Annotated in this window: 20 protein-coding genes; 2 read left to right on the top strand and 18 right to left on the bottom strand. The window is 72.9% G+C overall.

What is annotated here, in order from left to right; all coding sequences use genetic code 11:
• Window positions 1-5 precede the first annotated feature (5 nt).
• The 5 genes from ACIA79_RS08150 to ACIA79_RS08170 all read right to left on the bottom strand — a co-directional run bounded on the left by ACIA79_RS08150 (window position 6) and on the right by ACIA79_RS08170 (window position 4,674).
• Entirely contained in the window at window positions 6-194 is a 189-nt protein-coding gene (locus tag ACIA79_RS08150) for a hypothetical protein (protein WP_399427315.1), read from the bottom strand.
• Between the two features lie 83 nt (window positions 195-277).
• A complete protein-coding gene (locus ACIA79_RS08155; RefSeq protein WP_399427316.1) occupies window positions 278-892 on the bottom strand; it encodes a GNAT family N-acetyltransferase in 615 nt (204 codons plus the stop codon).
• Window positions 893-914: 22 nt separating this feature from the next.
• On the bottom strand, window positions 915-3,125 hold the full coding sequence (locus ACIA79_RS08160) for an MMPL family transporter (RefSeq protein ID WP_399427317.1): 2,211 nt from the start codon (window positions 3,123-3,125) through the stop codon (window positions 915-917).
• A gap of 402 nt (window positions 3,126-3,527) precedes the next feature.
• A complete protein-coding gene (gene ppk2 / locus ACIA79_RS08165; protein WP_399427318.1) occupies window positions 3,528-4,493 on the bottom strand; it encodes a polyphosphate kinase 2 in 966 nt (321 codons plus the stop codon).
• 10 nt (window positions 4,494-4,503) lie between these two features.
• Window positions 4,504-4,674 carry a DUF5670 family protein gene (locus ACIA79_RS08170; protein ID WP_031073563.1) on the bottom strand — a complete coding sequence of 57 codons (171 nt, stop codon included), beginning with the start codon at window positions 4,672-4,674 and terminating at the stop codon, window positions 4,504-4,506.
• A 173-nt stretch (window positions 4,675-4,847) separates the two neighbouring features.
• Here ACIA79_RS08170 and ACIA79_RS08175 point away from each other — a divergent pair, with 173 nt between their 5' ends.
• Entirely contained in the window at window positions 4,848-5,021 is a 174-nt protein-coding gene (locus ACIA79_RS08175; protein ID WP_399427319.1) for a CsbD family protein, read from the top strand.
• Window positions 5,022-5,215: 194 nt separating this feature from the next.
• On the opposite strand, the gene ACIA79_RS08180 is transcribed toward ACIA79_RS08175, so the two are convergent.
• From ACIA79_RS08180 to mnmA, 12 genes are all read right to left on the bottom strand, one after another.
• Window positions 5,216-5,752, bottom strand: a complete 537-nt coding sequence (locus ACIA79_RS08180) for an SRPBCC family protein (protein WP_399427320.1) — start codon at window positions 5,750-5,752, stop codon at window positions 5,216-5,218.
• A 158-nt stretch (window positions 5,753-5,910) separates the two neighbouring features.
• Window positions 5,911-7,422 carry an Asp-tRNA(Asn)/Glu-tRNA(Gln) amidotransferase subunit GatB gene (gatB, locus tag ACIA79_RS08185; protein WP_399427321.1) on the bottom strand — a complete coding sequence of 504 codons (1,512 nt, stop codon included), beginning with the start codon at window positions 7,420-7,422 and terminating at the stop codon, window positions 5,911-5,913.
• Between the two features lie 16 nt (window positions 7,423-7,438).
• Window positions 7,439-7,678, bottom strand: a complete 240-nt coding sequence (locus ACIA79_RS08190) for a hypothetical protein (RefSeq protein ID WP_399427322.1) — start codon at window positions 7,676-7,678, stop codon at window positions 7,439-7,441.
• Entirely contained in the window at window positions 7,675-9,168 is a 1,494-nt protein-coding gene (gene gatA, locus ACIA79_RS08195; RefSeq protein WP_399427323.1) for an Asp-tRNA(Asn)/Glu-tRNA(Gln) amidotransferase subunit GatA, read from the bottom strand. The genes ACIA79_RS08190 and gatA overlap by 4 nt, the downstream gene beginning before the upstream one ends.
• A 7-nt stretch (window positions 9,169-9,175) precedes the next feature.
• Window positions 9,176-9,472, bottom strand: a complete 297-nt coding sequence (gatC, locus tag ACIA79_RS08200; RefSeq protein ID WP_015036350.1) for an Asp-tRNA(Asn)/Glu-tRNA(Gln) amidotransferase subunit GatC — start codon at window positions 9,470-9,472, stop codon at window positions 9,176-9,178.
• A gap of 236 nt (window positions 9,473-9,708) precedes the next feature.
• On the bottom strand, window positions 9,709-11,811 hold the full coding sequence (locus ACIA79_RS08205; RefSeq protein ID WP_399427324.1) for a putative bifunctional diguanylate cyclase/phosphodiesterase: 2,103 nt from the start codon (window positions 11,809-11,811) through the stop codon (window positions 9,709-9,711).
• Window positions 11,812-12,049: 238 nt separating this feature from the next.
• Window positions 12,050-14,233, bottom strand: coding sequence for an NAD-dependent DNA ligase LigA (gene ligA / locus ACIA79_RS08210; protein WP_399427325.1), 2,184 nt, complete (start codon window positions 14,231-14,233; stop codon window positions 12,050-12,052).
• 21 nt (window positions 14,234-14,254) lie between these two features.
• Window positions 14,255-15,259 carry a methionine synthase gene (locus ACIA79_RS08215; protein WP_399427326.1) on the bottom strand — a complete coding sequence of 335 codons (1,005 nt, stop codon included), beginning with the start codon at window positions 15,257-15,259 and terminating at the stop codon, window positions 14,255-14,257.
• The gene (locus tag ACIA79_RS08220; protein ID WP_399427327.1) at window positions 15,256-17,208 is read right to left on the bottom strand and encodes a tetratricopeptide repeat protein; all 1,953 of its coding nucleotides are present in this window, start codon (window positions 17,206-17,208) and stop codon (window positions 15,256-15,258) included. Before ACIA79_RS08220 ends, ACIA79_RS08215 begins: the two co-directional genes overlap by 4 nt.
• Before the next feature lie 10 nt (window positions 17,209-17,218).
• Complete coding sequence (locus tag ACIA79_RS08225) at window positions 17,219-17,917, bottom strand: SDR family oxidoreductase (protein WP_399427328.1); 699 nt, start codon at window positions 17,915-17,917, stop codon at window positions 17,219-17,221.
• 18 nt (window positions 17,918-17,935) lie between these two features.
• Complete coding sequence (locus ACIA79_RS08230; RefSeq protein ID WP_399427329.1) at window positions 17,936-18,475, bottom strand: TIGR00730 family Rossman fold protein; 540 nt, start codon at window positions 18,473-18,475, stop codon at window positions 17,936-17,938.
• A 156-nt stretch (window positions 18,476-18,631) separates the two neighbouring features.
• Window positions 18,632-19,762, bottom strand: coding sequence for a tRNA 2-thiouridine(34) synthase MnmA (gene mnmA, locus ACIA79_RS08235; protein WP_399427330.1), 1,131 nt, complete (start codon window positions 19,760-19,762; stop codon window positions 18,632-18,634).
• Between the two features lie 72 nt (window positions 19,763-19,834).
• Here mnmA and ACIA79_RS08240 point away from each other — a divergent pair, with 72 nt between their 5' ends.
• Complete coding sequence (locus ACIA79_RS08240) at window positions 19,835-20,488, top strand: N-acetylmuramoyl-L-alanine amidase (RefSeq protein WP_399427331.1); 654 nt, start codon at window positions 19,835-19,837, stop codon at window positions 20,486-20,488.
• Here the strand turns inward: ACIA79_RS08240 and ACIA79_RS08245 are convergent.
• Window positions 20,481-21,650, bottom strand: a complete 1,170-nt coding sequence (locus ACIA79_RS08245) for a cysteine desulfurase family protein (protein WP_399427332.1) — start codon at window positions 21,648-21,650, stop codon at window positions 20,481-20,483. The genes ACIA79_RS08240 and ACIA79_RS08245 overlap by 8 nt on opposite strands.
• Window positions 21,651-21,749 lie beyond the last annotated feature (99 nt).

The following is a 21,749-nucleotide window of genomic DNA, read 5'->3' on the forward strand; positions in this document are numbered from 1 at the left end:
CGGGCTCACGCGGCCCGGGCGAAGCGGGTCCGCGGGCCGTCGCCGGTGCTGTTCACCGGCCCCTCGGAGCCGTTGCCGCCGGGGCGGCGGACGGTGGCGCGGCGGCCGGTGCGGACGAGTCCGGCCAGCCGGTCAACCTCCGCCTCGCGGACGAGGTCGGCGTGGCGGGCCCGGTGCAGTTCGTAGGCGAACATCGTGTTCTCCCTGGTCGAGGTGGGACGTGCTGTGTGTCTCCACTCTCGTGCGCCAGGTGGGGCGGCCGCATCGGGAGAGTGCCTCATCCCGGGGCCGCGGGGGGCCTTAGACGTGCACTCGCCCACCACGCGGCGGGCCTAAGTCGTGCGCGCAGGGCGCGCCATTCGGGGGCGAGGACGGACCAGACCTCCATGTCGTGGCGGACGCCCCGGTAGGGGTACGACTCGCGCAGCACGCCGTCCTTGGTCATGCCCAGGCGCTTGGCGACGTTGATGCTCGCGGTGTTCTCGGAGGAGACGTGCCATTCGACGCGGTGCATGCCGCGCTGCTCGACCGCCCAGTCGATCAGCACCCGGGCGGCGCGGGTGACCAGCCCGCGTCCGGCGGCCGAGGGCTCCAGCCAGCAGCCGGCCTCGCACACCCCGGTGGCCACGTCCATGGTGCGCAGCATGACCCCGCCCACCAGGACGTCCTCCAGCCAGATGCCGCAGATGCGGCCTGTGTCGCCGGCGGCCTTGTCGGCGTAGCCCTGGAGGAAGGCCCGCGTCGAGGGCAGGTCCGTGCAGACGTCGGGCAGGCCGATGTACCGGCCGATGTAGTCGCGTCCCCGGTCGAGGTGGGCGAGGTACTCCTCGGCCTGCCAGGGTTCGAGGGGACGCAGCTCCGCTCCGTCGTCGCCCAGGGATATCGCGTACATCGTCCTCAGTCCTCCACGACCGCTAGGGCACGAGTTCCCCGTCCTGGCTCGTGCGCTGTCCGGCGATCTTCGCACGGGTCGTGGCGCGGCGGTCGGGGGTTTCGATGCTGATCCGCGGCAGGATCCGGTCCAGCCAGCGCGGCAGCCACCAGTTGGCGCCGCCGAGCAGGTGCATCAGGGCGGGCACGAGCAGCGTCCGCAGGACGAAGGCGTCGAGGGCGACGGCCGCCGCCAGACCGATGCCGAACATCGCGATGACCCGGTCGCCGGACAGGACGAAGGCCAGGAAGACGGCGATCATGATGACCGCGGCGGAGTTGATCACTCGACTGGTCTCGGCGAGGCCGACCCGGACGGCCCGCCGGTTGTCGCCGGTTTCCAGCCACTCCTCGTACATCCGGCTGACCAGGAAGACCTGGTAGTCCATGGAGAGGCCGAACAGCACGGAGACCGCGATCACCGGGAGGAAGGGTTCGATGGGCCCGGCCCGGCCGAGGCCGAGCAGTTCGCTGCCCCAGCCCCACTGGAAGACCGCGACGACGATGCCGAAGGCGGCGGCGACGGCGCCGACGTTCATCACGGCGGCCTTGAGCGGGATGCCGATCGAGCGGAAGGCAAGCAGGAGCAGCAGGCAGCCCAGGGCGATGACGACGCCGACGAAGAGGGGCAGTTTGCCGATGATGACCTGGGCGAAGTCGTCGTACCCGGCCGTGACGCCGCCGACGTGCACCTCCAGGGAGGTGCCGTGCTCGGCGCGCGGCAGGACCTCGTCGCGCAGCCGGTCGACCAGGTCGCTGGTCTGCCGGGACTGGGGTGCGGAGTCGGGGACGACGGTGAGGACGGCCGTGTTGCCGCTCCCGTTGTACGCGACCGGGCTGACCGCCTCGACGCCCTCGGTGTCGCGCAGCGCCTCGGGCAGGGCGGTGAGGGCGAGCCGGTCGTCGGCGCCGTCGAGCTCGGCGACCAGGGTGAGCGGTCCGTTGACCCCGGGGCCGAAGCCGTCCGCGAGCAGGTCGTACGCCTTGCGGGTGGTCGAGGTGGCCGGATGGTTGCCCTGGTCGGAGGTGCCGAGGTGCAGGCCGAAGGTGGGCAGGGCCAGGACCAGCATGACGACGGCGGCGAGGCCGCCGAGGAGCTTGGGGTGGCGTTCCACGAAGGCGGACCAGCGGGCGGCGAACCCGGTGGGCAGTTCGGGCTGCGGGCCGTGCTCGGCGAGCCGGCGGCGCTCGCGGCGGGACAGGGCGCGCATCCCGATGAAGGACAGCAGCGCGGGCAGCAGGGTGACGGACGCGGCGACGGTCAGGACGACGGTGAGCGACGCGGCGATGGCGACGCCGTTGAGGAAGCCGAGCCGCAGGATGAGCATGCCGAGCAGGGCGATGCAGACGGTGGCGCCGGCGAAGACGACCGCCCGGCCGGTGGTGGCGACGGCGTTCCGGGCGGCTTCGGCGACGGGCAGACCGCGTTTGAGGTTCTTGCGGTGCCGGGTAACGATGAAGAGCGCGTAGTCGATGCCGACGCCCAGTCCGACGAGCATGCCGAGCATGGGCGCGAAGTCGGCGACCGTCATGGCGTGGCCGAGCAGCACGATGCCCGCGTACGCGGTGCCGACGCCGACGAGTGCGGTGGCGATGGGCAGGAGGCTGGCGGCGAGCGAGCCGAACGCGAGGAAGAGGACGACGGCGGCGACGGCCACGCCGACGATCTCGGCGGTGTGGGAAGTGGGGGCCTCGGTGAGGGCGATGGCACTGCCCCCGAGCTCCACCTGGACGCCGTCGCCGGCGGCTTGGCGCGCGGTGTCGACGACGGCGCGGGCCTCACCCCCGGTTATGTCCTCGGCGGGCTTGTCGAAGGTCACGGTGGCGTAGGCGGTCCGGCCGTCCTCGCTGATCGCGCCGGTGCCCTCGTCGTCGTACGGGCTGATCACGGCGGCGATGCCGGGCAGCTCGGCGACCTCGTCGAGCATGCCGGTGACGCGCTCCTCGACGCCGGTGGCGCGGACGCTGCCGCGGTCGGTGTGCCAGACGATGGTGTCGCTGTCCCCGCCGGTGCCCCGGAAGCCTTCTTCGAGGAGGGAAGCGGCCCGGCCCGACTCGGTGCCGGAGACCCCGTAGTCGTTGGAGTACGCGGGGCCGGCGGTGCTCGCGGCCGCCGCGGCGCCGCCGAAGGCGAGGAGCCAGAGCAGGACGGCGACGAGGCGGTGATCGATGCACCACCGTGCGAGGGCTGCCAACGGGTTGCTCCCTGAGTGGTTCGTGCTCTTCCATCGGGGATTGCCCGTAAAGACCACCTGAACTTCGTACGGTCACTCTGGCAGCCCAAAGTGATCGTTTGTCCTTTTCGTGGGCTTACTCACAGCGATCCGTGCTGGTGGGGCGCTGTGAGAAGGCCCACGCGGGAATGTCCGCGCCGCCACCGTTCCGGTGTCCGGACCGGCCGTACGGCCGCATCGAGCCCGGCGGCATCCCCTGCCGCGGCCGGTCCGCGCCAGGCAGGCATGATCGACCGGGCCCGGGGCAGAAGCACCACACCCCCCACGGGACAGTCCGGTCCCGGTCATGGCCCTGCCGCCCCTTCCGAGGGGCGGCAGGGCCATGCACCAAGCGTCCGCGGGCGTCACGGTCCTTCGTGCGGATCAGGCTCGATCAGGGGCCGTGGTCGCGGGGTGCTCCCCCGGGCCGGTGATGTTGTCCGCCAGCGGGGTGGGCGACAGGACGCTGTCCTCCTCACCCGGCTCCAGCAGGGTCTGCGCGGCCCCGATGATCAGCGGGTCCGGCGTGCCGACCGCCTCGGGGTCCTTCCGGTCGTAGTCGATCCGCCAGAGCAGGTGCCGCATGGCCTCCAGACGGCCGCGGCGCTTGTCGTTGTTCTTCACGACCGTCCACGGCGCCTCCACCGTGTCGGTCGCGCGGAACATGGCCACCTTCGCGGTGGTGTACTCGTCCCACCGGTCGAGGGACGACAGATCGGTCGGGGAGAGCTTCCACTGCCGGACGGGGTCCACCTGCCGGATCGCGAACCGCGTGCGCTGTTCCGACCGGGAAACCGAGAACCAGAATTTGACCAGGACGATTCCGTCCTCGACCAGCATCCGCTCGAATTGCGGGCATTGCCGCAGGAACAGTTCGTACTCGTCCTGCGTGCAGAATCCCATGACCTTTTCCACGCCGGCCCGGTTGTACCAGGAACGGTCGAAGAAAACGATCTCACCGGGTCCGGGCAGGTGGGCGACGTAACGCTGGAAATACCACTGCCCGGATTCCCGCTCGGTGGGCTTGTCCAGCGCGACGACCCGGGCGCCGCGGGGATTCAGGCGTTCCATGAACCGTTGTATGGTTCCGCCCTTGCCCGCGGCGTCCCGGCCTTCGCAGACCACGACGAGCCGTCCACCGGTGTCCTTGATCCACCGCTGGAGCTTCAGCAGCTCGATCTGCAGCACGCGCTTGGTGCGCTCGTACTCACCGCGCCGCACCTTGCGGTCGTACGGGTAGTTCTCCTGCCAGGTGCGCAGGGGCCTGCCCTGCCCGTCCAGCAGGATCGGCTGCTCGGGCCGGCTGTCGTCAACGGTCAGCCCGCCCAGCAGCTCCTTGTCCGGGTCCACCGGGACTCGCCTACCAGCGATACCAGCGGCCACGGGTCCCGCTGGGACCGGCGGAGCGCATGACGAAGCCGAGCAGCCAGACCACCAGGACGATGACGGCGATCCACCACAGGGCCTTCAGTGCGAATCCCGCACCGAAGAGGATCAGGGCGAGCAGAAGAACGAGAAGCAAAGGGACCATTGTTTTCCACCTCCGATCCGCCGTATGCCCCGCCTTTCGGGTGACACACCTTCCGCGGCCGGTTCCGTTCGGGTGTGCGGTGCAGGCGTCCCATCGGGTGACGGATGCGTTTGCGGAACGAAGAGCCGGATACGCGGGAGGATGTCATTGTCCCAGTCGAAGGAGTGATCCTCGTGTCGGCAAGCGAAAAGGCCAAGGCGAAGACCGAGCAGGCCAAGGGCAAGCTGAAGGAAGCCGCAGGCCGGGCGTCGGGCAATGAGGAGATGGCGACGGAAGGCCGGGCCGAGCAGGCCCGCGGCGACGTCCGGCAGGCGAAGGAGAAGGGCAAGGACGCCTTCAAGCGGTAGGCGGAGCTCGCGCCCCTGGGGGCCGCCCCGGCATGGATGCCGGGGCGGCCCCTTCTCGCGCGTGGCCCCGCCCTTCTGGAATGGCCCCGCCCGCCCGGCCGCCCCCGCGGGCCGCCCGGACGCCACGCCTCGTCGGCGCCGCGGGCCGCCCGAGGCCGGCTTCCGCCCGGCCTTCGGCGACGACCGCGCCGGCGCTACCGCTCGTCGGCCTCCGCCAGCACCTTGATGCCCCGCAGCGACGCCTCGATGTTCGCGCGGAGCTCCTTCAGGCGGGAGGACACTATCTGCGCCTCCCGGTCCGGCATCCGGTCGATGGACAGGCTGACCCCCGAACGCGCCGGCCCCAGCCGGGCCGACTGGTGCAGCCGGGTGCCTCCGGCCTCGGGGCTGAGGGTGAAGCGCCAGGTGGCCATGGGCCGGGCAAAGTCCGGGGCGTCGTCCCCGAATCTGCCGTCCGGGTCCACCACGGCCCAGCCGAACACCCGCTGCTCCTGCAGCTCCACCACACGGGACATCGTCCGCCACTCGCCGACCAGGGGGTGGCGGTTGTACCCGACGAAGGTCTCCCCGAGCGCGGGCGCACGCGTCGCCGCGTCCGTCCACTCGGCACGCTGCAGTTCGGGGCTCAGCCGGGCCGGCAGCTGAATGTCGGTCACCAGCTCCCAGACCGCCTGCGGTGGCGCCTCCACGTGGACGTCGCACTCGACCAGGGGTCCATCGGCGTAACGCATGTGCCCTCCTCAGTGGTGTTCCCCCGGAGCAACGGCGGGTTCGGCGACTGATCATCGCGGACCGGCCCGCGCGCGGACAAGGGTCACGGTCGCCGCCTCCCGGACACGACGCGGCCCCCGTACTCCTCGGCGGAGCACGGGGGCCGGTGGAGGCCGGGTCAGCCCTCGACGCCGAGCTTCTCCAGGATCAGCTCGCGCACGCGGGCCGCGTCCGCCTGGCCGCGGGTGGCCTTCATGACGGCGCCCACCAGGGCGCCGGCCGCGGCCACCTTGCCGCCCCGGATCTTGTCCGCGATGGCGGCGTTGGCGGCGATCGCCTCGTCCACGGCCGCGCCGAGCGCGCCCTCGTCGGAGACGACCTTCAGACCGCGCTTCTCGACGACCGTGTCGGGGTCGCCCTCGCCCGCCAGCACGCCCTCGATGACCTGGCGGGCCAGCTTGTCGTTGAGGTCGCCGGAGGCGACGAGCTCGCTGACGCGGGCGACCTCGGCCGGGGTGATGGCCAGCTCGTCCAGCGGGGTGCCGGACTCGTTGGCGTTGCGGGCCAGCTCGCCCATCCACCACTTGCGGGCCTGGTCGGCCGGGGCGCCCGCCTCGGTCGTGGCGACGATCAGGTCGACCGCGCCCGCGTTGAGGATCGCCTGCATGTCGAGCTCGGAGATCCCCCACTCCTCGCGCAGCCGGTTGCGGCGCACGCGCGGCAGCTCCGGCAGCGTGGCGCGCAGTTCCTCGACCCACTCGCGGGACGGGGCGACCGGGACGAGGTCGGGCTCCGGGAAGTACCGGTAGTCCTCGGCCTCCTCCTTCACCCGGCCGGAGGTGGTGGAGCCGTCCTCCTCGTGGAAGTGGCGGGTCTCCTGGATGACCGTGCCGCCCGCGTTCAGCACGCCCGCGTGGCGGCTGATCTCGAAGCGGACGGCCCGCTCGACGGAGCGCAGCGAGTTGACGTTCTTCGTCTCGCTGCGGGTGCCGAACTTCTCGGTGCCCCGGGGGCGCAGCGACAGGTTCACGTCGCAGCGCATCTGGCCCATCTCCATGCGCGCCTCGGACACGCCGAGCGCCTTGATGAGCTCGCGCAGCTCGGCGACGTACGCCTTGGCGACCTCGGGGGCGCGCTCGCCGGCGCCGACGATCGGCTTGGTGACGATCTCGATCAGCGGGATGCCGGCGCGGTTGTAGTCGAGCAGGGAGTGGGACGCGCCGTGGATACGGCCCGTGGCCCCGCCGACGTGGGTCGACTTGCCGGTGTCCTCCTCCATGTGGGCGCGCTCGATCTCCACGCGGAAGACCTCGCCGTCCTCCAGCTGGACGTCCAGGTAGCCGTTGAAGGCGATCGGCTCGTCGTACTGGGAGGTCTGGAAGTTCTTCGGCATGTCCGGATAGAAGTAGTTCTTCCGGGCGAAGCGGCACCACTCGGCGATCTCGCAGTGGAGGGCCAGGCCGATCTTGATGGCCGACTCGACCGCGGTCGCGTTCACGACCGGGAGCGAGCCGGGCATGCCGAGGCAGGTGGGGCAGGTCTGGGCGTTGGGCTCGGCGCCCAGCTCGGTCGAGCAGCCGCAGAACATCTTGGTGCGGGTGCCGAGTTCGACGTGCACCTCGAGGCCCATGACGGGGTCGTAGGCGGCGAGGGCGTCGTCGTACGGCACCAGTTCGGTGATGACGGTCACGGTGAAACTTTCCCTCTCAGCCGAACAGGACGTCGTCGTCGCCGACGCGCTTCAGCTCGCGCATCAGGATGGCGAGGCCGGTCGCGATGGCGGCGGCGGACACGACGGCGTCCAGCAGCAGCAGCGTGTCGCTCTCGGTGCGGGCCTTGCGCAGCTGCTTGACCACGCTGAGGGCACCGAACGCGGTGGTGCCGATGGACAGATACGTACCGGTCTTGGACTTCTTGAAGCCCTTGGCCTTGGTCAGTGCGCTCACAGCGACGGAGCCTCCTCCAGCAGCGGGTGGCCCCAGCGTGCCACGAAGGCGGCCTCGACGGCCGCACCGACCGTGTAGAGGCGGTCGTCCTTCATGGCGGGGGCGATGATCTGCAGGCCGACCGGGAGGTTGTCCTCCGGGGCGAGGCCGCAGGGCAGCGACATGGCGGCGTTGCCGGCCAGGTTGGTCGGGATGGTGCACAGGTCGGCGAGGTACATCGCCATCGGGTCGTCGGCGCGCTCGCCGATCGGGAAGGCGGTGGTCGGCGTCGTCGGGGAGACGATCACGTCGACCTGCTCGAACGCATCCTCGAAGTCCCGCGTGATGAGGGTGCGGACCTTCTGCGCCGAGCCGTAGTACGCGTCGTAGTAGCCGGAGCTGAGCGCGTACGTGCCGAGCATGATGCGGCGCTTGACCTCGGCTCCGAAGCCGGCCTCACGGGTGAGGGCGGTGACCTCCTCGGCGGAGCGCGTGCCGTCGTCGCCGGTCCGCAGGCCGTAGCGCAGGCCGTCGAACCGGGCGAGGTTGGAGGAGCACTCGGACGGGGCGATCAGGTAGTACGCGGAGAGGGCGAGGTCGAAGGACGGGCAGTCCAGCTCGACGATCTCGGCGCCCAGCTCCTTGAGCAGCTCGACGGACTCGTCGAAGCGCTGCACGACGCCGGCCTGGTAGCCCTCGCCGCGGAACTGCTTGACGACGCCGACGCGCATGCCCTGCACGGAGCCGTTGCGGGCGGCCTCGACGACCGGCGGGACCGGGGCGTCGATGGAGGTGGAGTCGAGCGGGTCGTGGCCGCCGATGACCTCGTGGAGCAGCGCCGCGTCCAGGACCGTGCGGGCGCAGGGGCCGCCCTGGTCGAGGGAGCTGGAGAAGGCGACCATGCCGTAGCGGGAGACGCCGCCGTAGGTCGGCTTGACGCCGACCGTGCCGGTGACGGCGGCCGGCTGGCGGATGGAGCCGCCCGTGTCGGTGCCGATGGCGAGCGGCGCTTCGTACGACGCGAGGGCGGCGGAGGAGCCACCGCCGGAGCCGCCGGGGATGCGGGTGAGGTCCCACGGGTTGCCGGTCGGGCCGTACGCGCTGTTCTCGGTGGACGACCCCATGGCGAACTCGTCCATGTTGGTCTTGCCGAGGATGACGACGTCGGCCGCGCGCAGCTTCCGCACGAGCGTCGCGTCGTACGGCGGGATCCAGCCTTCGAGAATCTTGGAGCCGACGGTGGTCGGCATGTCCGCGGTGGTGAAGATGTCCTTCAGCGCGAGCGGCACGCCCGCGAGGGGGCCGAGCTTCTCGCCCCTGGCGCGCTTCTCGTCGACGGCGCGGGCCTGGGCGAGGGCACCCTCGCGGTCGACGTGCAGGAAGGCGTGGACCTTCTCGTCGACGGCCTCGATGCGGGCCAGGTGGGCCTCGGTGACCTCGACGGCGGTGAGCTCGCCGGACGCGATCCTTTCCGCGATCCCGGCAGCGGTGAGCTTGATGATGTCCGTCATGGCGGTCTTAGTCCTCCCCCAGGATCTGCGGCACCTTGAAACGCTGCTGCTCCTGGGCGGGCGCGCCGGAGAGCGCCTGCTCGGGGGTGAGCGAAGGACGGACCTCGTCCGCGCGCATGACGTTGGTCAGCGGCAGCGGGTGGGAGGTCGGCGGTACGTCTTGGTCGGCGACCTCGGAGACGCGGGCGACCGCGCCGATGATGTCGTCGAGCTGTCCGGCGAAGTGGTCGAGCTCTTCGCCCTTCAGCTCCAGACGCGCCAGCCGTGCGAGGTGGGCGACCTCCTCGCGCGTGATGCCAGGCATGCAGCGATCCTCAGGGGTGAGTGTGATGGTTTTGGCCCAATCCTATGGGGCGGGGCCCCATGCCCGTGAAACGGTTTCCCCGGGCGCCGGACGGTGCCTGCCGCGTGTACCCGGATCGGCCCTGTGCCGCCCCGCTGCGCCGTCCGTCCCCGGGTCCGCCGTCCCGTGACCCGCGGCGGCGGCGCCGGACCGCCCGGCCCGGCGGCGGGGCGTCCTGTCCGCGGCGGGTGCGGCGGTTACTGGACCACCTGGCCGGCGTCCTTCGGGGGCGGGAGCTCGGCGGTGGGCCGGGGCGCCGGGGCGTCGCGCGCGCGGAGCCAGGCGGTGGTCTCGGCCGGCGGCATGGCCGCGGCGACCAGCCAGCCCTGGACCGCGTCGCAGCCGAGGTCCCGCAGGCGCTCCCAGGTCTCGTCGTCCTCGACGCCCTCGGCGACGACGAGGAGGCCCAGCGAGTGGGCGAGGTCGACCGTGCAGCGGACGATTTCGGCGTCCTCGGTGTCGACGGCCAGGCGTGCCACGAAGGAGCGGTCGATCTTGAGCTCGCTGACCGGGAGGCGGCGCAGGTGGACCAGGGAGGAGTAGCCGGTACCGAAGTCGTCCAGGGACATCTTCACGCCGTGGCCGGTCAGGCCCGCGAGGGTGTCCGCGGCGCGCTGGGGGTCCTCCAGCAGGACGTGTTCGGTTATCTCCAGCTGCAGCGCCCCGGCCGGGACGCCGTGCCGGGCGAGCCGCGCGGCGACCGCGCCCGCGAAGCCGGGGCTGTGGACGTCCCGGGGGGAGACGTTCACCGCGACGGGGACCTCCAGTCCCTGGGCGCGCCACTTCGCGACCTGGCCCAGGGCCGTCTCCAGGACGTACTCCGTGAGGTGCGGCATCAGGCCGGAGGTCTCCGCGATGGCGATGAACTCGTCGGGAGGGACCCGTCCGCGCTCGGGGTGCACCCAGCGCACGAGGGCCTCCAGGCCGGCCACGTGCCCGTCGAACCCGACCTTGGGCTGGTAGTGCAGCTCGACGTCGCCGGCATCCAGGGCGCGCCGCAGGTCGCCGAGGAGCCCGAGCCGGTCGGGGGTGTTGGAGTCGCGCTTGGACTCGTACACCTCCACGCCCGTACGGTCCCGCTTGGCCTGGTACATGGCCACGTCGGCGCGCTGCAGGAGCCCTTCGGCGTCGGTCGCGTGGTCGGGGAAGACCGCGACGCCCGCGCTGGCCTCCAGCACGAGCGTCAGCCCGTCGAGGTCGAGCGGCGAGGAGAGCTCGGCGGCGAGCTGCCGGGCGACCCGCTGGGCGCTCGTCGTGGAGTCGGCGGTGGGGAGCAGGACGGCGAACTCGTCCCCGCCGAGCCGGGCCGCCTCGGCCCCGCGCGGCAGCGCCAGCCGCAGCCGGTCGGCTATCTGGAGGAGCAGCCGGTCGCCCGCCAGATGACCGAGCGTGTCATTGACCGACCGGAACCGATCGAGGTCGATCAGGACCAGGGCCGCCTTGAGGCCCTCGCCCTCCGCGTCCTCCAGCGCGGTCCAGGTGCGCTCCAGCAGCCACTGACGGTTCGGCAGCCCGGTGAGCGGGTCGCGCAGTTGCTCCTCCGCCCGGGCGCGGGCGATCCACAGGGTGGAGTCGAGCGCGATCAGCGGGACGGCGAACAGCGGCAGCAGCACGGGCAGGGAGACGGCCACGGCGCAGATCAGGGGGGCGATGCCGAGCAGCGCGACGGCGACCAGCCCCTGGCGCAGCAGGGCCGTGCGGGCGGCCGTCGGCAGGCCGCCGCCCTGCGGGGCGAGCGTGTACCACAGCAGGAGCCGGGTCACCACCAGGTAGCCCACCGCCGCCAGCACCACTTCCGGTACGGCTTCGATCCCCCATTCGAGGGGCTGCCACGGGCGTTCGACGCTCGGTACGTCCCCGAACGCGGCGAGCACGAGCGCGGCCACGCCGATGCCGAGGATGTCCGCGGCGCCGTGCAGCAGGCCCTGCCGCCAGCGGTGCCGCCGCGCCGCGCCGACCAGCACGACGACGGCGAGGCTGACCAGTCCGGCCGGCAGCCAGCCGTACAGCAGGAGGACCGCGAGCGTCAGCGCGGCGCCCGATCCCGTGCCGCCCCACCAGCGGTCGCGGCCGAGGGCCACGAGGTGGGCGACGATGATGCCGGTGAGCACGGCGAGCGACCAGCCGGGAGTACCGCCGGGGAAGAGCCCGTGGCCTTCGCGCACCGCGCTGGTGAAGCCGGTCGCGAGGAGGAGCGCGGACAGGGTCACCACCGTGGCGGGGAGCCGCTCCGCGATGCGCGTGCAGGCCGCACGGGCACGCGGCCGTGAGACCGGGGCGGCACTCTCGGTCGGTTTCATTCCGTCCCTCTCACAGCCGGCTGTGCCGTTGCCACGTGATGGCCCGTCGTCATGCCACCACGGCCGGACCCGGACCCCGCGGCCGTGCACGACAAACGCACGTCTCAACAGTAGGCCGCGGAAGGCTCCGACGGGCACCGCTCTACAGCTCTTGCCCGAATGCGACCCGGCCACCCTTATCCATCTGGTATGCGCTGAACGGGTGACGTTTTCCGGTCGTTCCGCGGCTTGTACCGGCCTACTGTTCGGCGAGGACCGCCGCCTCCTTCGCCGCGTCAGGCCCTTGTTCCAGCAGGACAGCGAAGCCGTCCTCGTCCAGAACCGGAACCTTCAGTTGCATCGCCTTGTCGTACTTCGAACCAGGGTTGTCGCCCACCACCACGAAGGCGGTTTTCTTCGAAACGGAACCGGTCACTTTCGCTCCACGGCTCTGGAGCGCCTCTTTTGCGCCATCCCTGGTGTAGTTCTGCAGGGTGCCGGTGACGACCACCGTCAGTCCCTCCAGCGGACGCGGGCCTTCGTCCTCCCCGGAGCTCTCCTCCTCCATGCGGACGCCCGCCGCCCGCCACTTGCGCAGGATCTCCCGGTGCCAGTCCACCTCGAACCACTGCTTGAGCGAGGCCGCGATGGTCGGCCCGACGCCCTCGACCGCCGCCAGCTCCTCCTCGGTGGCCTGTTCGATGCGGTCGATCGAGCGGAACTCCCGTGCCAGCGCCTCCGCCGCCACCGGACCGACATGACGGATCGACAGGCCCGTGATGATCCGGGCGAGCGGCCGCTGCTTGGCCGCCGCGATGTTCTCCAGCATCGCCAGGGCGTTCTTGCGGGGCTCGCCCTGCTGGTTGGCGAAGACCGTGACGACCTTCTCCTCGCCCGTTCTGGCGTCCCGCTTGGGCAGGCCGCTGTCCTGGTCCAGGACGTACGCCTTGATGGGCAGCAGCTGCTCGATGGTGAGGTCGAACAGGTCGCCCTCGTCCACCAGCGGCGGCTCCGCCGGCTCCAGGGGCTTGGTGAGCGCGGCCGCCGCCACGTAACCGAAGTTCTCGATGTCGAGGCACTTGCGGCTGCCCAGGTAGAACAGCCGCTCCCGCAGCTGCGCCGGGCACGTGCGCCCGTTGGGGCAGCGCAGGTCGACGTCGCCCTCCTTCATCGGCCGCAGCGGCGTACCGCACTCCGGGCACTCCGCCGGCATCACGAACTCCCGCTCGGTGCCGTCCCGCAGGTCCACGACCGGCCCGAGGATCTCCGGGATGACGTCACCGGCCTTGCGCAGCACCACCGTGTCACCGATGAGCACGCCCTTGGCCTTGACCACGTCCTGGTTGTGCAGGGTGGCGAACTCGACCTCCGAGCCCGCGACCGTGACCGGCTCCACCTGCGCGTACGGCGTCACGCGGCCCGTACGGCCCACGCCCACGCGGATGTTGACCAGCTTGGTGTTGACCTCCTCCGGCGCGTACTTCCAGGCGATCGCCCAGCGCGGTGCCCGCGAGGTCGATCCGAGGCGCCCCTGGAGCGGGATCTCGTCGAGCTTGACGACCACGCCGTCGATCTCGTGCTCCACGGAATGGCGGTGCTCACCGAAGTACGTGATGAACTCCCGGACGCCGTCGATGCCGTCGACGACCTTGTTGTGCCGCGCGGTCGGCAGGCCCCACTCGCGCAGCAGTTCGTACGCCTCCGACAGACGGCGGATCTCCAGGCCGTCGCGGGCACCGATGCCGTGCACCACCATGTGCAGCGGGCGCGTGGCCGTGACCTTCGGGTCCTTCTGGCGCAGCGAACCGGCCGCGGCGTTGCGGGGGTTGGCGAACGGCTTGTCACCGGCCTCCACCAGCCGGGCGTTGAGCTCCTCGAACTTCTCCATCGGGAAGTAGACCTCGCCGCGGATCTCGACGAGGGCCGGGATCCGGTCGCCCTTCAGCCGCTCGGGGACGTCGGCGATGGTGCGGATGTTCGGCGTGATGTCCTCGCCCGTCCGCCCGTCGCCGCGCGTCGCCGCGCGGGTGAGGCGCCCCTTCTCGTACGTCAGGTTCACGGCGAGGCCGTCGACCTTCAGCTCGCACAGGAAGTGGTGGTCCGAGGTCCCGACCTCCTTGGCGACCCGGTCCGCCCAGGAGGCCAGCTCCGTGTCCTCGAAGGCGTTGTCCAGCGAGAGCATCCGCTCGCGGTGCTGGACGGCGGTGAACTCCGTCTCGTACGCCCCGGCGACCTTCTGGGTCGGCGAGTCGGGCGTCCGCAGCCCGGGGTGCTCCTCCTCCAGGGCCTCCAGCGAGCGCAGCAGCTTGTCGAACTCCGCGTCGCTGATGACCGGCTGGTCCTTCACGTAGTAGCGGAAGCGGTGCTCCTCCACCTGCTCGGCCAGCTGCGCGTGCTTCTCCCGTGCCTCGGCCGGCACCGCGTCCTGCTGTTCGACAGCCACCGTGTTCCTCCCGTTACGACGTTACTCAGGGTTGTCCGCGAGCGATCTCGCCGCCTTGGCGCAGTGGGCGAGGGCCGCCCGGGCGTAGGCGGGCGAGGCGCCCGCCAGCCCGCACGTCGGGGTGATCACCAGCGACTCGGCGAGAGTCCCCGGATTCAGCCCCAGCCTGCGCCACAGCGTCCTGACACCCATGACGCTACCGGCAGGGTCGGACAATGGGCCGTCGGTGGACGCCACGACGCCCGCGAACAGCCGCGTCCCGCCCTCGACCGCCTCACCGATCTGCTCCTCGTCACGCTCCGTGAGGAGGTTGAAATCGAACGAAACGGCCGTGGCACCCGCCCGGCGCAGCAGCGCGAACGGCACGTCCGGGGCGCACGAGTGGACGACCACCGGCCCGTCGTGGACCGCGACGACGTCCCGCAGCGCGCCCTCGACCACCTGGCGGTCCACCGCCCGGTGGGTGCGGTACCCACTGGCGGTCCTGACCTGCCCGCGCAGCACGGCGGTGAGGGACGGCTCGTCGAGCTGGAGCGCCACCCGCGCGCCCGGCACCCGGCGCCGCACCTCCGCGAGATGGGCGCGCAGTCCTTCGGCGAGCGACGCGGCCAGGTCCCGGCACGCGCCCGGGTCGCCCAGCGCGGCCTCCCCGCCCCGCAGCTCCAGCGCGGCGGCCAGCGTCCACGGGCCCACGGCCTGGACCTTCACGACGCCTTCGTACCCCTGCGTGAACTCCTCCAGGGCGTCCAGGTCCTCGCCCATCCAGGACCTGGCCCGGCGGGTGTCGCGGCCGGGCCGGTCGCTGACGCGCCAGCCGCTCGGCTCGACGTGCGCGTACATCTCCACCAGCAGGCCGATGGTCCGCCCGATCATGTCGGCGCCGGGGCCGCGGGCGGGCAGCTCCGGGAGGTGGGGGAAGTCCTCGAAGGACCCCACGACCGTCTTGGCGGCCTCGCGCGCGTCGCCGCCCGGCATGGACCCGATCCCGGTGGCCGGGCCCCAGCTGAAGTCGTTGTTCTCGCTCACCGGGGAAGCGTACGTGCCAGCATCAGGCGGGTGGCCTCCGTCTCCCGGTGGCCGGCGCCGAGGACGCGGGTGCGGGCCTCCAGCACGGCTTCGTACTCGGCGACCGCGCGTTCCGTCTCCCCGCAGTCGGCGAGGGCGGTGGCCAGGTTGTGCCGGGTCGTCAGGGTGCTCGGGTGCTCGGCGCCCAGCGTCCGCGTCTCAGCGGCGAGGACGGCCTCGTACTCGGCGCGGGCGCCGGCCGGATCGCCGTCCAGGTGGTGGAGCATGGCGAGGTTGTGCCGGGTGGCCAGGGAGTGCCGGTCGGTGGGGCCGAGCAGCCGGACGTACACCTCCAGCACCTTCCCGTAGGCGTCCCGGGCCGCCGCGACGTCACCGGTCTGCTGGGCCGCCACCGCGTACAGGTGGCGGGTGCGCAGGGTCACCGGCCCGTCCGGGCCGAAGTGCTCCTCGCAGTCCCGCAGCAGTGCCTCGCACGCCGTCCGTGCCTCCGCCGCCCGCCCCGAGTCGAGCAGCGCGCTGACCTCCAGGGTGCGCGCCCAGTGGCTCAGCCGGTGCGCGGCGCCCAGCGCCCGAGGGGCCCGCGCCGCGAGCGGCCGTACCGCCGCCAGCCCCCGCTCCGGAGCACCGGCGCGCGTCAGGTGGTCGGCCGCGCACAGCGCCCCGACCCACAGGTGCTCGGGCGAGCCGTCCTCCGGTTCGAGCTCCAGCAGGTGCGGCAGCAGCAGCGACCAGAAGGGCCACCGGGCCGGGTCCTCCGGCCGGCGGTCGGCGTCGGCGGCGCGCGCCGCCAGGTCCTCGGCCAGGGCCCGGGCCGCGTCCGTCCGGTGGGCGTCCCGCACCAGGGGGTGCAGGGCGACGACCGGCTGCTCGCCGTCGCGGTCGCGCAGTTCGGCCAGGCCGAGCCGGTCCAGGGCCTGGAGGGCCCCCCACAGGCCCGCGGGGGTCACCTCGGGGATGCGGGCGGGGTCGAGGATCCGCAGCGGGACCGGCGCGTCCGCGAAGCCGGCCAGCAGCCGCAGCACCGGCCGGGCGCAGGTGTGCCCGCGGGCCTCCGCGAGGGTCAGCGACATGTCCCAGATGCGCGCCAGCGTCCCGTCGCCGTCGACGGTCAGGTCACCGCTGCCGACGGCCGCCAGGTACGCGGCGTACGAGGCGGGCTCGTCGGCGCCCCGGAGGAACGGGGGCCGTTCGTTGACGGAGGCCAGGTAGCGCCCGGCCGTGTCCAGGGCGAGCGGCAGCCCTCCGAGCCGTACGGCCACCCGGGCCGCCTCCTCGGGCCGGCCGGCGCTCTCCCCCGCCCGGTCGTGCAGCGCCTGTGCGCCCTCCGTGCGGGCCAGCGGCCCGACCGGGTGGAGCACGGGCAGCGGCCCCCAGCCGGCCGGGTCGCCGTCGCGCGTGGTCACCAGGACCAGGCCGTGCGGGGCGCTGTGGGGGCGCACCCAGCCGGTGCCGGAGGCGAGCCGCCCCGGGCCGTCCAGCAGGCCCAGGTCGTCCGCGTTGTCGACGACCAGCAGCCACGGGCCGCCGAGCCGGTCCAGGCGCTGCCACAGCAGGTCGGCGGTGACCCCGGCGGCGAGGTCGTCGTCGGTCGCCCCCAGGTGCCGGGCGACGGCCCGCATGCCGCCGGACAGCCGGGTGCCGTCCTGTGCGGCGACCCACCACACCGGCGCGCCCCGCTCACGGTGGCGGTGCGCGGCCTCCAGGGCGAGGCTGGTCTTGCCGACGCCGCCCAGCCCGTACAGGACGTGGACGCCGGGCGCGGCCATGAGCCGCTCCAGCAGCTCCTCGCGGCCGCGCAGCGGTGTGCCGCGGTCGCCCCACGGCGGCGCGACGGTGACCTCGTCGGGCGCCGTGCGGGCATCGCCCACCACGAGGTGCTCGATGTGGCCCGCCTGGATGAGCGTCTCCTGCCGGCCCCCGGAGACGACGTTGCGGACGGAATCCCCCACCCCTGTGCCCCTATCGTCCCGGTCGCACCGTCAGGTCGTTGATCTCGGCGTCGCGCGGCAGGTCCAGGGCGGTGAGGATCGCGGTGGCGACCGACTCCGGGTCGATCCACCGGGAGGCGTCGTACTCCTTGCCCTCCTGCTGGTGGACCTTGGCCTGCATGGGGCTGGCCGTACGGCCCGGGTAGACGGACGTGACCCGTACGCCTGCCGGGTGCTCCTCGTGGCGCAGTGCGTCGGCGAGCGCCTTCAGGCCGTGCTTGGAGGCGGCGTACGCGGCCCACTCGGCGTGGGCGTTGAGCCCGGCGCCCGAGTTGACGAACACGATGTGCCCCTGGGAGAGCCGCAGTTGCGGCAGCAGCAGCCGGGTCAGCTCGGCGGGGGCGACCAGGTTCACGTCGAGCTGGTGGCGCCACGTCCTGGGCGTCAGGTCCCCGACCCGGCCGAGGTCGACGACGCCCGCGATGTGCAGCAGCGAGTCGAGGCGGTCCGGGAGGGACTGGTGGGAGAAGGCCCAGGAGAGCCGGTCGGGGGTGGCGAGGTCGCCGACGAGCGTACGGGCGCCGGGATAGGCACCGGCCAGTTCCTTGGCGCGTCCGGCGTCGCGTGCCAGCAGCACGAGGTCGTCGCCCCGCTCGTGCAGCCGGCGCGCGACGGCCGCGCCGATGCCGGATCCTGCTCCGGTGATCAGATGTGTAGCCATAGGGGCCATGCTCGCACTGCCGGCCCGCTACCGGATCCCGGCGGTCTCCTCCAGGTACGCGAGGGCGGCGACGCCGTCCTCCGCGAAGAACACCAGGTCCGTCAGGGGCACGGGGAGGAAGCCCTCGGCGTCCATCCGCCGGAACTGCTCCTTCAGGCCGTCGTAGAACCCGGCGGTGTTGAGCAGCACGACCGGCTTGCCGTGCAGGCCGTGCTTCTTCAGCTCCAGGATCTCGGTGGCCTCGTCGAGGGTGCCCGTACCGCCGACCATGATCACGATCGCGTCGGCCCTGGCCAGCAGGAGCGCCTTGCGCTCGGCGAGGTCCTTGGCGACGACCATCTCGTCGACGCCGGGGCGGGCCTTGTGGGACAGGAACTCCACGGAGACGCCGACCAGCCGGCCGCCGGCGTCCTGGACGCCGTCCGCGACGACCTTCATGAGGCCGGCGTCGGAGCCGCCCCACACCAGGGTGTGGCCGGCCTTGCCCAGCAGTTCGGCGAACTCGCGGGCCGGGACCGTGTAGCGCTCGTCGAGGTCGGCGGCGGAGAGGAAGACACAGATGTTCACGACGCAACCCTACGGGCCCGCGCGGGAACAGGGCCGGGGGAGTCGGCGGCCGGTCACCGCCGGTGCACCGGTCCCGGAGCGGACCCCGCCGACGGGGCCGCGGCCGCCCCGGCCCCTCACCGCGCACCTCCCCGCGGCCCGGACCCGCGGGCCGGGTCAGGCCGTGGCCGCCGCCGCGCCGCGCCGCGTGGTCGTCGCGATGGTCGCCGAGCCGACCACGCGGGTGCCGTCGTACAGGACGATCGCCTGGCCGGGGGCCACGCCGCGGACCGGCTCGTCGAAGGTGACCCGCAGCTCGCCGCCCTCCAGGGAGGCCGTCACCGGGGTCTCGCCGCCGTGCGCGCGGAGCTGGGCGGTGTACGTGCCGGTGCCGGAGGGCGCCGTGCCGCACCAGCGGGGCTTGATCGCGGTCAGCGCGGTGACGTCCAGGGCCTCGGCGGGGCCGACGGTCACCCGGTTGTCCACGGGCGAGATGTCCAGCACGTAGCGCGGCTTGCCGTCGGGCGCCGGGTGGCCGATGCGCAGGCCCTTGCGCTGGCCGATGGTGAAGCCGTACGCGCCCTCGTGCGTACCGACCTTGGCGCCGGACTCGTCGACGATGTCGCCCTCCGCCCTGCCCAGCCGGGAGGCGAGGAAGCCCTGGGTGTCGCCGTCGGCGATGAAGCAGATGTCGTGGCTGTCGGGCTTCTTCGCGACGGCCAGGCCGCGCCGCTCGGCCTCCGTGCGGATCTCGTCCTTGGTGGTGAGGGTGTCGCCCAGCGGGAACATGGCGTGGGCGAGCTGGCGCTCGTCGAGCACGCCGAGGACGTACGACTGGTCCTTGGCCATGTCGGAGGCGCGGTGGAGCTCGCGGCTGCCGTCCTCGCGGGTCACGACCGTGGCGTAGTGGCCGGTGCAGACCGCGTCGAAGCCGAGCGCGAGCGCCTTGTCGAGCAGCGCCGCGAACTTGATCTTCTCGTTGCAGCGCAGGCACGGGTTGGGGGTGCGGCCGGCTTCGTACTCGGCGACGAAGTCCTCGACCACGTCCTCGCGGAACCGCTCGGCCAGGTCCCACACGTAGAACGGGATGCCGATGACGTCGGCCGCGCGGCGCGCGTCGCGCGAGTCCTCGATGGTGCAGCAGCCGCGGGCGCCGGTGCGGAAGGACTGCGGGTTGGCGGACAGGGCCAGGTGCACCCCGGTGACGTCGTGCCCGGCTTCGGCGGCACGGGCGGCGGCGACGGCGGAGTCCACGCCGCCCGACATGGCGGCGAGGACGCGGAGGGGGCGCGGGGAAGTCTCAGTCATAGCCCCACCAGGGTACGGGGCGGGCGGGAGGACCCGGGAACCGAATACGCATGCGCATGCGTTGACGATCACATGGGGAGTGCTCACAGGCGGGGAGTCGGCCGGCGCGCGGTGCTGATCGGCGGCGGCGCGGCCGTCGTCGGTACGGCCGTGCTGGCCCGGGACGAACTGAGACGTGCCTGGTGGCGGCTGCCCGGCATGGAGAAGAAGCGCGTCGAGGGCGAGCTGGACCACCAGGGCGCGCAGTGGACGGCGGCGGCGCGGGCGAACTGGCGGCGGGCGGACCGGCCGGACGACTACACGATCGACCGGGTGGTGATCCATGTCGTCCAGGGCAGCTTCCCCACGGCCCTGAAGGTGTTCAAGAACCCCGGGCACGGCGCGGCGACCCACTACGTCGTCCGCAAGGACGGCCACGTCGCCCAGATGATCCGCGAGCTGGACGTGGCCTTCCACGCCGGGAACCGCGACATGAACGAACGCAGCATCGGCATCGAGCACGAGGGTTTCGTGCACCGCCCGCAGGACTTCACGGCGGCGATGTACGAGGCGTCGGCGCGGCTGACGGCGGGGATCTGCGCCCGGTACGGGATACCGGTCGACCGGGAGCACATCATCGGCCACGTGGAGGTGGAGGGCACCGACCACACCGACCCGGGCCCGCACTGGGACTGGGACCGGTACATGCGCCTGGTACGGGCCGCGGCGGCGGGGCTCCCTAGCTGAGGCCGGCCGTGCGGGCCCGCTCCACCGCCGGGCCGATGGCCTTCGCGACGGCGTCGACGTCCGCGTCCGTGGAGGTGTGGCCGAGCGTGAAGCGCAGGGTGCCGCGGGCCAGGCCGGGATCGGTACCGGTGGCCAGCAGCACATGGCTGGGCTGGGCGATGCCCGCCGTGCAGGCGGAGCCGGTGGAGCACTCGATGCCCTGGGCGTCCAGGAGCAGCAGCAGCGAGTCGCCCTCGCAGCCGGGGAAGGCGAAGTGGGCGTTGGCGGGCAGGCGGCCGGCCGCGTCCGGGTCCCCGCCGAGGACGGCGTCCGGGACGGCCGCGCGGACGGCCTCGATCAGCCGGTCGCGCAGGGCGCCGACGTCCCGGGCGTGCTGCTCGCGGCGCTCGGCGGCCAGGCGCGCGGCCACCGCGAAGGCGGCGACGGCCGGGACGTCGAGGGTGCCGGAGCGGACGTGCCGCTCCTGGCCGCCGCCGTGCAGCACCGGCACGGGGCTGTGCTCGCGGCCCAGCAGCAGGGCGCCGATGCCGTACGGGCCGCCGATCTTGTGGCTGGACACGGTCAGGGCGGCGAGGCCCGAGGCGGCGAAGCCGACCGGGACCTGACCGAACGCCTGGACCGCGTCGGAGTGCAGGGGGATGCCGAACTCCCGGGCCACCGCCGCGAGTTCGGCGACCGGCATGACGGTGCCGATCTCGTTGTTGGCCCACATCACGGTGATGAGCGCGACGCTCTCCGGGTCCCGCTCGACGGCCTCGCGCAGCGCGTCGGGGTGGACGCGTCCGTACGCGTCGACGGGCAGGTACTCGACGGTCGCGCCCTCGTGCTCGCCGAGCCAGTGCACGGCGTCGAGGACGGCGTGGTGCTCGACGGGGCTGGCCAGCACCCGCACGCGGCGCGGATCGGCATCGCGCCGGGCCCAGTACAGACCCTTGACGGCGAGATTGTCCGATTCCGTACCCCCCGAGGTGAGGACGACCTCGCTGGGGCGTGCCCCCAGCGCCTCGGCGAGGATCTCGCGGGCCTCCTCGACGGTACGGCGGGCCCGGCGGCCGGCGGCGTGCAGCGAGGACGCGTTGCCGGTGACGGCGAGCTGGGCGGTCATCGCCTCGATCGCCTCCGGGAGCATCGGAGTGGTCGCGGCGTGGTCGAGGTAGGCCATGGTGCCTCGATTCTACGAGGCTCCCCGGGGCCGGAGGCCGCCCGGTGCGGTCAGGACGCGGTCAGCACGCGGTCCGCGTGGCGGGGGGCCGCGGCCGGG

The sequence above is a fragment of the Streptomyces sp. NPDC051310 genome (genome assembly GCF_044455245.1).
Taxonomy (GTDB): Bacteria; Actinomycetota; Actinomycetes; order Streptomycetales; family Streptomycetaceae; genus Streptomyces.